Origin of the sequence: Rhodococcus sp. NBC_00297 (assembly GCF_036173065.1) — a bacterium.
In the GTDB taxonomy this organism is placed as follows: domain Bacteria; phylum Actinomycetota; class Actinomycetes; order Mycobacteriales; family Mycobacteriaceae; genus Rhodococcoides.
This window is the reverse complement of the sequence record NZ_CP108041.1, coordinates 3855686-3868059: the sequence shown is the minus strand read 5'-3', so window position 1 is coordinate 3868059 and position 12374 is coordinate 3855686. Positions and strand designations below refer to the sequence as shown.

Annotated in this window: 11 protein-coding genes; 1 reads left to right on the top strand and 10 read right to left on the bottom strand. The window is 69.5% G+C overall.

Features of this window, described 5'->3' with window-relative positions; genetic code table 11:
* Positions 1–11 precede the first annotated feature (11 nt).
* Positions 12–1358, top strand: coding sequence for a YhgE/Pip domain-containing protein (locus OG947_RS18280; RefSeq protein WP_328812580.1), 1347 nt, complete (start codon positions 12–14; stop codon positions 1356–1358).
* On the opposite strand, the gene OG947_RS18275 is transcribed toward OG947_RS18280, so the two are convergent.
* From OG947_RS18275 to OG947_RS18230, 10 genes are all read right to left on the bottom strand, one after another.
* Entirely contained in the window at positions 1293–2279 is a 987-nt protein-coding gene (locus tag OG947_RS18275; protein ID WP_328812579.1) for a D-2-hydroxyacid dehydrogenase, read from the bottom strand. The genes OG947_RS18280 and OG947_RS18275 overlap by 66 nt on opposite strands.
* On the bottom strand, positions 2276–3478 hold the full coding sequence (locus tag OG947_RS18270; protein ID WP_328812578.1) for a M20 family metallopeptidase: 1203 nt from the start codon (positions 3476–3478) through the stop codon (positions 2276–2278). Before OG947_RS18270 ends, OG947_RS18275 begins: the two co-directional genes overlap by 4 nt.
* Positions 3475–4701: an aminotransferase-like domain-containing protein gene (locus OG947_RS18265; protein WP_328814060.1), complete on the bottom strand. Its 1227-nt coding sequence runs from the start codon at positions 4699–4701 to the stop codon at positions 3475–3477. The genes OG947_RS18270 and OG947_RS18265 overlap by 4 nt, the downstream gene beginning before the upstream one ends.
* Positions 4702–4706: 5 nt before the next feature.
* Positions 4707–5891 carry a Xaa-Pro peptidase family protein gene (locus OG947_RS18260; RefSeq protein ID WP_328812577.1) on the bottom strand — a complete coding sequence of 395 codons (1185 nt, stop codon included), beginning with the start codon at positions 5889–5891 and terminating at the stop codon, positions 4707–4709.
* Between the two features lie 82 nt (positions 5892–5973).
* On the bottom strand, positions 5974–6660 hold the full coding sequence (locus tag OG947_RS18255; RefSeq protein ID WP_328812576.1) for a GntR family transcriptional regulator: 687 nt from the start codon (positions 6658–6660) through the stop codon (positions 5974–5976).
* Positions 6657–8135, bottom strand: a complete 1479-nt coding sequence (locus OG947_RS18250; protein ID WP_328812575.1) for an NAD-dependent succinate-semialdehyde dehydrogenase — start codon at positions 8133–8135, stop codon at positions 6657–6659. The genes OG947_RS18255 and OG947_RS18250 overlap by 4 nt, the downstream gene beginning before the upstream one ends.
* Positions 8132–9448 (bottom strand): aspartate aminotransferase family protein, encoded by a 1317-nt coding sequence (locus tag OG947_RS18245; RefSeq protein WP_328812574.1) that lies wholly within the window; start codon positions 9446–9448, stop codon positions 8132–8134. The genes OG947_RS18250 and OG947_RS18245 overlap by 4 nt, the downstream gene beginning before the upstream one ends.
* 45 nt (positions 9449–9493) lie before the next feature.
* Complete coding sequence (gene allB / locus OG947_RS18240; RefSeq protein WP_328812573.1) at positions 9494–10843, bottom strand: allantoinase AllB; 1350 nt, start codon at positions 10841–10843, stop codon at positions 9494–9496.
* On the bottom strand, positions 10840–11901 hold the full coding sequence (gene alc, locus OG947_RS18235; protein WP_222647189.1) for an allantoicase: 1062 nt from the start codon (positions 11899–11901) through the stop codon (positions 10840–10842). The genes allB and alc overlap by 4 nt, the downstream gene beginning before the upstream one ends.
* A 3-nt stretch (positions 11902–11904) precedes the next feature.
* Complete coding sequence (locus OG947_RS18230) at positions 11905–12318, bottom strand: allophanate hydrolase-related protein (RefSeq protein ID WP_222638439.1); 414 nt, start codon at positions 12316–12318, stop codon at positions 11905–11907.
* Positions 12319–12374 lie beyond the last annotated feature (56 nt).

Sequence of the window (12374 nt, the reverse complement as noted above, 5' to 3'; positions counted from 1 at the left end):
GAAGGCCCGCCATGTCCCCCGAAGCCGCTGCGCCCGCATTCCGGCGCCCCACCACCTGGGTGCTGCCGGTCGTCGCGGTCTCCATCGTCATGTCGCTGCTCGCGGCGCTGTACCTCGGCGGCATCCTCGACCCCAAGGAGAACTTCCGCCACTTCCCGGTGGCACTGGTGGTCAGCGACGAGGGCGACGTGCTGCCGAACGGTGAGCAGGCGAACCTGGGGCAGCAGATCGGCCAGGGCATCGCGGACGGCATCGACGCGGAGAAGATCGATCTGAAGCAGGTCGGTATCGCGGAGGCGCAGAACCTCCTCGCGAACGGCGACGTCTACGGCGCGATCGTCGTGCCGAGCGACTTCACCAAACGAGTGTCGATCCTGACGCAGGCCTCCGTCGTGGCGGGCGACATCGAGCGACCCATCGTGACGATCATGACCAATCCGCGTGCCGGCACACTCGGTTCCTCCCTCATGACCACCATCGGCGACACGGCGCTCGACTCCGCGAACGGCACTCTGGGAGAACGACTCACGACGCAAGCGACCGAGGCACTGCCCGCGGGCGCCACCCTCTCCGGGGCCGCGGCCCTCACACTGGCTGCGCCGGTCGACATCGTCGTCACTCCCTACGACCCACTTCCGGACGGCACGGGGCTCGGGCTGTCCGCCTTCTACTACGCCCTGCTGCTCGTGCTCGCCGGCTTCACCGGCGCGATGATCGCCAGCGCTCTCGTCGACAGCGCACTCGGCTTCGTGCCGCTCGAGTTCGGCCCCACCTTCCTGCAGCGTCGCCGATCCACCGACAGTCGCCTGCGCGTGCTCGCCGCGAAATGGCTCACGATGGTGGTGACCGGGTTCGTGGTGTCCGGTCTCTACGTCGCGATCGCCACCGCACTGGGCATGCCGATCCCGAACGCGCTGGGCCTGTGGCTCTTCGGAGTGCTGGCGATCTCGGCCGTCGGGATCACCGCGGTGTCGGTGCTGTCGATCTTCGGCACTCCGGGGCTGATCCTCAACCTCGTCGTCTTCGTGATCCTGGGCCTGCCGTCCGCCGGCGCCACCATCCCGATCCAGGCGTCACCTGCGCTCTTCGGGTGGCTCGCGCAATTCGAACCGATGCATCAGGTGTATCTCGCCGTGCGCTCGATCCTCTACTTCGACTCACGCTGGAACTCCGGTCTCGCCCACGGACTCGGCATGACGCTGCTCGGGCTCGTCATCGGCCTGGTCCTCGGCGCTCTGGTGATCGCGATCTACGACCGCAAGGGATACGACCGGACGCCCGCGGTCACCGGGTCACCCGGCGACGAACCCGAGGGACTTGTCGACGACGTTGCGCAGCGGTCGGCCGGCCGCGAATAGTTCGGCATTCTCGGCGAAACCGGAGTAGAGCCGGTCGCGCCACCCCACGGTGTCACCGCTCATGTGTGCGGTCAGCAGCACGTGGTCGAGGGTCCACAGCACGTGCTCGGGTGGCAGCGGCTCGGTGTCGAACACGTCGAGGGCAGCTCCCCCGACGTGGCCGCTGCGCAGAGCGTCGACCAGCGCGTCGGTGTCGAGCAGTTCGCCACGACCCACGTTGATCACGCGCACCCCGGGATCGGCCGCCGCGAGCACGTCGCGGCCGACCATGCCCCGTGTCGACGGTGTCAGCGGTGCGATGAGAACGAGGTAGTCGGCGCCGGGTACCACCGACGCGAGATCCGAACTGGCGTGCACGGTTCCGAAATCCGCATCACCCGTGCGAGCCGTCCGTCCGACCCCGGCGACGTCCATACCGACGGCACGCAACATGCGCGCCGTGGCCCGGCCGATACTGCCCGTGCCGATCACCAGAGCTCGACGCCCCGCGATGTTCTCGGTCTCCCGGCGCAACCATCGCGCCTGTCGGCCGAGTTCGACGGTGCCGCGCACGTCCTTCGCCAGAGCGAGCACGGACGCGAGCACGAACTCGGCGATCGGCACGTCGAACACCCCGCGCGCGTTGGTCACCACGACGTCGGACGCCGCGAGGTCGTCGAACAACAGCTTGTCCACCCCTGCTGCGGCGACGTGCACCCATTCGAGTGCGGAGCAGCGCGACCACTGGTCCCGGAGCGCCGACGAGAAGAAGTCCCACAGCAGGACCGCCTGCGCGCCGTCGACCGCATCGCCGAACGTGTCGGCGGTGGCATGCCGCACCTTGAACGAGGTGTCGAGTTCCTGCACCCGGTCGGGAAGGAGTCCGTCGTGCAGGACGGTGATGATCGGCCTCGCTTCGCCGTTCGTGCGGGAGGGGCTCACGGTCGCTGCTCCGTCATCAGTCGAGCGTAGGCCCGGGAGAGGCGAGCGACCTCGAGCAGGTCCACGGACTCGTCGGGCTGATGGGCCTGCGCCTCGAGATCACCGGGACCCAGCACGATGGTGGGCACTCCGAGGTCACGGGCGACGAACCCCCCGTCGCAGGACGCCGTCCACACCGCGGTCGACGGGTCCGGCGCACCCGTGGATCGCAGCGCCGCCAGCGCCGACTCGACGAGCGGGCTCGACTCGTCGGTGAGGAATCCCGGCATCTCCATCTCGACGTACGCGTCGACGTCCAGATCCGTGACGAGGCCGGCCCGGCGGAGCAGGTCCGCGACGACGGCGTCCACGTCGTCGTCCGGCAGCAGGCGACGATCGATCTCCAGCCGGCAGCGGCCCGCGACGATCGACGGTCCGGTCCCACCGTCGATCCGGCCGACGTTCCACGACGCGGCGCCGAGCACCGGGTGCGGCACGGTGGCCAGTTCCGCGTGCAGCCCGTCGATCTCGCCCACGAGGCGGGCCGCCGCGACCACGGCACTGCGACCGTTCTCGGGCCGGCCGGCATGCGCGCTCCGACCGGTGACGGTGAGCACGATGTTCGCCGCTCCGCGGCACCCGACGATCACGGTGCCGGCCGTGGGTTCCGCCACGACGCATCCCGTGAAGGCCGGAGGCCGGCCGCCATCGACCGTGAAGGCCGGAGGCCGGCCGGTCTGGTCGGTACGGTCGGACACCCATGCCCGGATGCCCAGGCCCCTGTCCTCCTCGTCCACCACGCAGGCGAGTGTCACGGTGCGCGCCGGGACCACACCGCGCCGGGCCAGTGACCCCATCGCGGCGAGTACCGCGGCGAGACCACCTTTCATGTCGCAGGCGCCGCGTCCCACGATCCGACCGTCGTGCACCCGCGAGCGGAACGGGTTCCCGCTCCAGCCCTCCCCGGCGGGCACCACGTCCGAGTGCCCGAGGAACAGCAGGCCCGGGCCGGGCTCGCCGGGAAGGACCACCTCGACGTTCGGCCGCCCCGGCGACGCGTCGGTGACGACGGTCTGCAGACCGAGACTCTCTGCGATGCGGCAGATCTCGGCCACCACGGCGGACTCGTCGGGACCGGCGTCGATCAGCGCTCTCGTGATCCGCTCGACCGTCGCGACGTCGGTCGACGCGCGATCCTGCTGGAGGTCGGCCGCCGTCACAGTTCGGCTCGGGCCGCGTCCAGCGCACCCGCCAACCGCTGCACCCCGACGTCGATGCGCTCGGGCGTCGAGGACGCGAAGCACAGTCGCATCGCATCGCCGAAGAGGCCGTTCGCGGACAGCGCCGGACCCGGGATGAAGGCGACACCGTGCGCGAGTGCGATCTCGAACAGCCGCCGCGTGTCCACAGCGGCGTCGTCACCCACCAGCGTGACCCACAGGAAGAAACCGCCCTCGGGATCGGTGGTGCGCACCCTCCCACCGAGGTGCCGCTCCAGGCTCGTCTGCATCGCGATCTTGCGGGGCAGGTAGATGTCCGCGAGGGACGCCAGGTGCTCGGTGAGCAGTCCCTGTCGCAGGAACTCGGCCACGATCCGCTGGTTCGGCACGTTGGTGCACGTGTCCATCGCCTGCTTCGCGTTGATGATCAACCGGCGAGCGGCGGGGTCCGCGTCCACCCACCCGACGCGCAGACCGGGGGCGATGAGCTTCGAGAACGTGCGTACGGAGAACACGAGCGGGTCGTCGGGAGCGAGCGCTCGCAGGCTCGGAACCGGATCTCCCTGGAAGCGGAGGTGGCCGTAGGGGTCGTCGTCGAGCACCACGGCGCCCCACTCGCGGGCGAGTTCCAGGAGCGCCAGTCGGCGCGGCAGCGACATGGTCGTCCCGGACGGATTCTGGAACGTCGGGATGGTGTAGATCATCGTGGGCAGTCGGCCCGCGCGGGCGACCGACTCGGGAAGCGCCTCGACGATCAGCCCGCCGGAATCCATCGGCGCCTCGAGGATGTCGCCACCGTAGCTGAGCACGGTCGCGGTGCCGTTCGTGTACGTCGGGCTCTCGACGATCACCAGATCGCCGGGGTCGACGAACAGCGTGCACGCGAGATCGAGCCCCTGCATGCCACCCGACGTGATGACCAACCGATCGGGAGACGTCGGTTCACCGAAGGCGTCGCAGAAGGCCACCAGCTGCTCGATCAGAGCCGGATCACCCTCTGTCGCACCGTAGTCGAAGGCATCTGCGGTCAGGACCCGGCCCGCGATCTCCGCCATCGCCGCGTGCGGAACCGCCTCGGCGGCGGGCGATCCCATGGCGAAGCGCACGATGTCGTGCTTCTGCGCGGCGAGCAGCGAGGTCGACGAGTCGATCATCGACCCGACGAGGTGATCGGTGCGCAGCGCCCACGGAAGCGTGGTCGTCTCGTACGTCTGTGCGTGCATGTCCGTCACTCCTTGACTGTCAGGCATCGCGGGTAGGCGGTGAAGGTGTCGATACCGGTGTCGGTGACCACCACGGACTCGGACACCTCGTATCCGTAACCGTCGAGCCACATACCGCCGATGACGTGGAACGTCATGTTGCGCTGCAGGATCGTGGCGTCGTCGCTGCGCAGGCTGACGGTGCGCTCGCCCCAGTCCGGCGCGTACGCGATGCCGATCGAGTACCCGATGCGGGAAGGCTTGTGAAATCCCGCCCGGCCCAGTTCACGGTTCCACGTCGCCGCGAGGTCACTGGTCTGCACTCCGGGCCTCATCTCCGCGAGCACGGCTCCGAGTGCGTCGTCGGTGGCGGCGGCGAGACCGGCCATGCGCGGGTCCGGTCGCCCGAGCGAGACCGTCCGCGCCATCGGGACGTGGTAGCGGCGGAACACCCCGGTCAGTTCCACCACGGTCGACTCCCCGTCCCGGAACGGCCGGTCGGTCCAGGTGAGATGCGGGGTGTCCGCACCCTCACCGGTGGGCAGCATCGGAACGATGGCCGGGTGGTCGCCGCCGAAGTCGTCCGTGCCGCGTACCTGCGCCGCGGAGATCGCCGCGGCGGCGTCGCACTGGCGCGCACCGACGGCGATCGCGTCCATCGCGGTCGCCATGGCGCTCTCGCAGATCGCCGCCGCCCCGCGCATCAGCTCGATCTCGGTGTCCGACTTCACCGATCGCACCCAGTTCACCAGTTCCCGCGAATCGACGAACCGGTACTCCGGCAGGCACTTCACGAGCGCTTCGAACGCCTTGGGGCTGAAGTAGTAGGAGTCCATCTCGAGCCCCACCTGGCCGTGCTCGAAGTTCGAGACCAGGCTCAGTCCGCGCAGCGTGTCGGCCACCCAGACGAAGGGATGGGTGTCCGGCCGTTGCACCAAGGTCTCCGGATAGCCGAACACCTGGTCGTCGGGAAGCCACGACGTGCGTGAGGCGCCGTGCGCGTCCATGGCGCGGGCGAAGAACAGCATGTCGCCCTCGGCCGGCACGAAGAGCACCTGCGGGGTGTAGAACGACAGGGCGTTGTAGGCCGTCAGATAGTAGATGTTCGACGGATCGGTGATCATGAGCGCCGCGAGACCCCGCTCGGCCATGACGGCACGCACGGCAGCGAGGCGGGAGCTGTGTTCGGCCGTACTGATCGTGTCGATCATGCTGTACCCCTGACATTTTCGAGGCTATCCGGGTTCCTGGAGCGAGCGTAGGTGCTCGCACCCACGGGCGCAGCGCGAGTGACTACGCGGTCTCCGCCGACTCACGTAGCGACGCCGTCAGATCGTGGACGGCGGTGTCCATGTGTTCGCGCAGAGCAGGTTCGAGCCGGGCCCAGTCCTGCGCTCGCAGCAGATCGACGAGCAGCGTGTGCTCCTCGATCAACGCGTCGGGCCGGTGGTACGCGGTCTCGAGGTTGGCCATGCAGATGCGGGCCTCGGCGGCGAGCGTCGCGTACATTCGGCTCATCCGGCTGTTGCCCGTCGCCGCGACCAGTGCGGTGTGGAACGCGAGATCCCGCTCCGCCACCGACCGCCAGTCGCCCCGGTCGATGGCCGGCTGCATCTCGACCACGATGCGCGACAACGCGTCCGCGACGCGTCCGGAGTCACCACGCCGCAGAACGGTGAACGCGGCACCGATCTCGATGGCCGCGCGCGCCTGGTAGATCTCGGCGACGTCGGACTCACCCAGCTCGACGACGAAGACGCCGCGATTGCGGAAGGAGACGAGCAGCCCCTCCTGACTCAGCCGCTGCAGCGCCTCGCGAACGGGTCCGCGGGAGACGGCGAGTTCGGTCGCGACCGTCGCCTCGTGGACCTGCTCCCCCGGTGCGAACGATCCGTCGATGATGCGCTCGCGCAACTGGTCCGCGATGACGATCGACGTGGTGCGGGCGTCGAGGGGTGTCAGCCGTCGAGTGGCCGTCACAGCGTCCGCCCCGGCCGACGCGGCACGGCGAAGTACTTCACCTCGAGGAACTCGTCGATGCCGAGACGCCCGCCCTCACGCCCCAGTCCGGACTGCTTGACCCCGCCGAAGGGTGCCGCGGGGTTGGACACCAGCCCGGTGTTGAGACCGACCATGCCCACTTCGAGACGCTCGCCCAGATCGAAGGCCCGGTCGACGTCGCGAGTGAACACGTAGCCCACGAGACCCCACTCGGTGTCGTTGGCGATGCGCACCACCTCGTCCTCGTCGTCGAAGGTGATGATCGCGGCGACCGGCCCGAAGATCTCGGTGTGCACGATCTCGGCGTCGGGTGGGACGTCCACCAGCACCGTCGGAGGGTAGAAGTATCCCGGCCCCTCCGGCGTGGCACCGCCGGTCAGGATCCGCGCGCCGAGTCTCACCGCGTCGTCGACGAGGCGCTGCACCTTCGCGCGGCCCTGCGCATCGATCAGCGGGCCGACCCGGACACCCTCGTGCGCACCGTCTCCCACGGTCAGCTCGGCCATCCGCGCGGTCAGCTGCTCCGCGAAGGTGTCGACGACGGACCGATGGACGAACAACCGGTTGGCGGCGGTGCAGGCCTCCCCCATGTTGCGCATCTTGGCGATCATGGCTCCGTCGAGCGCCGTCCCCAGATCGGCGTCCGCACAGACGACGAGGGGCGCGTTCCCGCCCAGTTCCATCGACGTCCGCATGACGGTGGACGCCGCCTGGCCGAGCAACAGCCTGCCGACGGCGGTGGAGCCCGTGAAACTCAGCTTCCGAGCAACACCGCTGCGCAACCACGGTTCGACGACGCCACCCGCGTCCGAGGTCGTGACGATGTTGAGGACGCCGTCCGGCAGTCCGGCCTCCTGAAAGATGCGGGCCAGAGCGAGCGAGGTGAGCGGTGTCTGTTCGGCCGGCTTGAACACCATGGTGCATCCGGCGGCCACAGCGGGCCCGATCTTGCGGGCACCCATGGCAAGCGGAAAGTTCCAGGGCGTCACCAGCACACACGGTCCCACCGGTACTCGTGTGACCACCATGCGCGTCGACCCGTCGCCGGTCAGGGTGTGATCGCCGGCGATGCGGACGGCCTCCTCGGAGAACCAGCGAAGGAACTCGGCTGCGTAGGCGACCTCGCCGCGCGCCTCGACGAGCGGCTTGCCCATCTCGGCGGTCATCACGGCGGCGAGGTCCTCCGTCCGCTCGACCACGAGGTCGAACGCACGGCGCAGCACGACGCTCCGCTCCCGCGGCGACGTCGCCGCCCACGCAGACTGGGCGGCGCTCGCGGCATCGAGCGCCAGAGCGGCGTCGGCGGGCCCCCCGTCGGCGACACGCGCGATGGTCTCGCCGGTGGCAGGGTTCTCGACGTCGAACGTGCGGCCGTCCACCGCGTCCCGCCATCGACCACCGATCAGAATGCTGCGATCGGCCACCGGCACGGGTCGGTCGACCGTCGTCGTCACGACCGAACTCCCAGCGCCGCGTCGCACGCCTCCGCGATGCGCTCGAGTCCCAGCTCGACCTCGTCCCGCGTCACCACGAGGGGCGGGATGATGCGCACCACGTTGCCCAGCGCACCGCACGTCAACAACAGGAGATCGCGGTCGAGCGCTGCCTTCTGCAGAGCGAGCGCGGCGCCCGGATCGGCGTCCCCGGCATCGTCGACGAACTCGAATGCCGCCATCAGACCGAGCCCGCGGGCATCTCCGATCTCGTCGTGCCGAGCCGCGATCTCACGCAGTCCACCGAGAAGCTGCTCCCCGCGCAGACGGGCGTTCTCCACGAGGCCCTCGTCCTCGACCACGTCGAGCGTCGCGACGGCGGCCGCCGCGGCCACCGCGTTCCCGCCGTAGGTGCCGCCCTGCGATCCCGGCAGGGCGGTACTCATGAGGGCGGTCGAGGCGGCGATCGCGGAGATCGGGAAGCCGCTGGCGAGACCCTTGGCCGTGATGAGAACGTCCGGGGTGGAATCGGAGAACTGGTGACCCCAGAACTTCCCCGTGCGACCCACTCCCGCCTGGACCTCGTCCACGATGAGCACGATGCCGTGCCGATCGGCTCGCTCTCGGAGTCCGTCCAGGAACGCCGGCGGGGTGGGAAGGTAACCACCGTCGCCCAGGACCGGCTCGATGATGAACGCCGCGGTGTCGGCGACGGCGGACACGGTCTGCAGCAGGTAGTCGAGCTCACGCAAGGCGAAGGTCACCGCGGTGTCGAGGTCCCAGCCGTACCGGAACGCGTACGGGAACGGCGCGATGTGGACGCCGCCCATCATCGGAGCGAAGCCGGACCGGAACTTGGTCCCGGCTGTGGTGAGTGTCGCCGCGGCGACGGTGCGACCGTGGAAGCCGCCGTGGAACGCGATGATGTTCGGGCGGCCGGTGGCCATGCGCGCCAGACGAATCGACGCCTCGACGGCCTCGGACCCCGAGTTGGCGTAGAACACGCTGTCCAGGCCGAGCGGCAGGACGGTGCCGAGCTTCTCGGTCAACTCGAGCAGAGGCGTGTGCATGACGGTCGTGTACTGCGCGTGAATGATCTTGCCGACCTGCTCGCGCGCCGCCGCGACCACGCGCGGATGGCAGTGTCCGGTGCTGGTCACGCCGATACCCGTGGTGAAGTCGAGGTAGCGGCGCCCGTCGGTCCCGGTGATCCAGCTTCCCGACGCGTGATCCACGACGATGGGTGTGGCCTGCTTCAGGACGGGCGACAGCCGAGCGGTGTGAGCACCGGTGGAGGCGTCGGCTGTTCGAGGCACGAATGCTGCTGCAGTCATGCCCTCACTGTCGAGGACGATCGTCCGATTGTCAACAATCTGCAATCAGCCGGGCGTCAGCAGCCTTCCCTGCGGTGGGCCGTCGAGATCGATGCGTCGTCCGGCGAGCCAGGTCGAGCGCACACAGCCCGTCACCGTGCGGTCGTCGTACGCACTCACCGGATTCCTGTGCCTCAGTTCCTCCGCGTGCACCACGAACTCCTGGTCCGGTGCGAACACCGCCAGGTCGGCGTCCTTGCCCACCGCGATCGCGCCCTTGCTCTCCAGTCCGACCTGAGCCGCCGTCGCCGCGGACATCCACCCGACGACGTCGGCGAGAGAGTGCCCACGCCGACGGGCCTCGGACCACACGGCGGCCAAGGACACCTGCAGCGAGGCGATGCCGCCCCACGCGACACCGAAGTCGCCGATGTCGAACCGCTTGAGCTCCGTGGTGCACGGCGAGTGATCGGTGACCACCGTGTCGATCACGCCGTCGGACAACGCCTGCCACAACGCGTCCCGGTTGTCGGCCTCCCTGATGGGCGGGCAGCACTTGAACTGGGTCGCCCCGTCCGCGATCTCCTCCGCCGCGAACGACAGGTAGTGGGGGCAGGTCTCGGCAGTGATCCGCACACCGTCCTTCTTCGCCGCCGCCACGAGCGGCACGGCGTCGGCACTCGACAGGTGCAGGATGTGGACGCGGCATCCCGTCCGCCGCGACGCCGCGATCACGTCGGCGATGGCCGTGTTCTCCGCGGCGCGCGGTCGCGACGCGAGGAAACCTGCGTAGTCCCGGCCGCCGGCGTTCTCGGAGTCGGCGATGATCTGCGCGTCCTCGGCGTGCACGATCAGCAGTCCGTCGAACGAGGCGATCTCCCGCATCGCCTCCTCGAGCTCGTCGGGCGAGAGAGGCGGGAACTCGTCGACACCCGAGTGCAACAGGAAGCACTTGAAGCCGAAGACACCGGCCTCGTGCATCGCGCGCAGGTCCGGGACGTTGCCGGGTACGGCGCCACCCCAGAAGCCGACGTCGATGCGAGCCTCGGGCTCGGCCACCGCTCGTTTGACGTCGAGTGCGTCGGTGGAGACCGTCGACGGAATACTGTTGAGCGGCATGTCGATCAGGGTCGTGATGCCCCCGGCGGCCGCGGCGGCCGTCGCACTCGCGAAACCCTCCCACTCGGTGCGACCGGGCTCGTTCACGTGCACGTGGGTGTCCACCAGGCCCGGGAGCAGTACCTCGTCGTCGGCCAGGTCCACGACGACGTCCGCATCGACGGGATCGTCGTGACCCACGACGGCGACGATGCGGCCGTCCCGCACCCCCACCGTGCACGCCGTCTCGGTACGGGAACCGTCGGCCGCGGTCACGACCGCACGGCGCGCGCGGAACGCGAGATCCCACGCGCTCATGCCGGGGCCTGCTCGGCGAGGAGTGCGCGGTGTTCGGCGGGAAGCCCGTCCCACCAGGCGGCGCGCGCGTCGACGCGGCCACGCTCGTCCGGATCGCCGAACAACCGCAGCCGGGACAGACCCCCGTCCGGGTAGACGTCGAGGCGCAGATGTGTTGCGGCAGGGGCGCCGTCGAGAAGGAACAGGTGCCGCGTGTCGGGCTGGACCGCCGTGCGCGGCAGGACCTCGGCCCACGCGGACGGATCCGCGACGTCGGCGACCCGATCGTCGACGGTGCTCAGTCGCACCCAGCCCGGGGCGTTGCCGACGTAGTACGACGTGTCGACCTCCACGTGCCGCGGCACCCCGGCGACAGCGAGAGCGAACGTCGCGTGGTCGTTTCCGCCGCCTCGCCGACGCGAGTTCTCCCACCCCTCACCCATGTTCCGGGCACGGCCGGGCAGGATGATGTTGGCCGGAGACGCGTAGAACGCGTCCGAGCACTCCACGAGCCGCCCACCGTGTTCCGCCGCCAGCAGATCGACCGTTCCGGTCAGGAACCGCGGGTCTGGCACCACCTCGCCGTGCACCCGCAACCGCGCCACTCCCCCGTCCGGATAGATCGACAACCGGACGTGGGTCCAGCGACGGGTGTCGGTCACGGGATACAGATTCGCCGTGTCGCCGTCGGCCGGCGACTTCTCGACGATGGTGTGCCACTGCACCGTCGACAGTTCCTCGGCCGAGGGGTAGCCCTCGACGGACGCGGCCTCGACCGACACGAACGGCGGATAGTTGCCGCGGAAGAACGCGGTGTCCACGACGACGCCGTGCACGATGCCCGCCGCACCCAGCCGCACGAGAGCCCAGTCGTGCCCGTCGTCGCGTCGGCGGCGGGTCTCCCAGCCGTCGTACACCTTGCCCTTGTGGCCGAACTCCGACGGATCGAAGAACGGCGCCGTCGGCTTGATCAGGTTCTCGCGCTGCGCGAACAACTCGTCGTTGGCGGCGCTCACCGACCCGCCCAGAGCGCGCGAGGCGAGATCGGGAAAGAGGAGGAAGTCAGCAGCGGCGGACACGACTCATGCCCCCGCAGAGACGGTCTCGTCCGGATCGGGAAGCCCGCGGTAGGCACGCCACCCACCGAGATCCGTGATCTCGGTGAGCTCTGAGGACAGCGAGTCGACCAGGCCCGGTCGCAGCACCACGGCCATCACCGACCGTCCGTCGGCGAGCTCGATGACCGAGAGTTCGAGTTCGACGGGCTCCTCCGGCAGGAAGTCGGTGCGGATGTTCTCCATCGGGACGTCGTACAGCTCACCGGCGATGGAGGCGCCACCGGTCTCGGTCAGCAGCAGGCCGGGGAACTCGTCGCGCACCGCGAAGAACCGGTAGTTCGGCGCCGTCCGCACCGAGCCGAGGAAGGTGTGACTGGAGACGTTGTGGTGCAGGTTGCCGCCACGCATGGCGCCTCCGTTGCAGAACAGTTCGGCCATGGTGTGGGTCCGGTCCTCTCGTTCGGTTCACGCTCGTGCGCTGCCAACGTAACCGA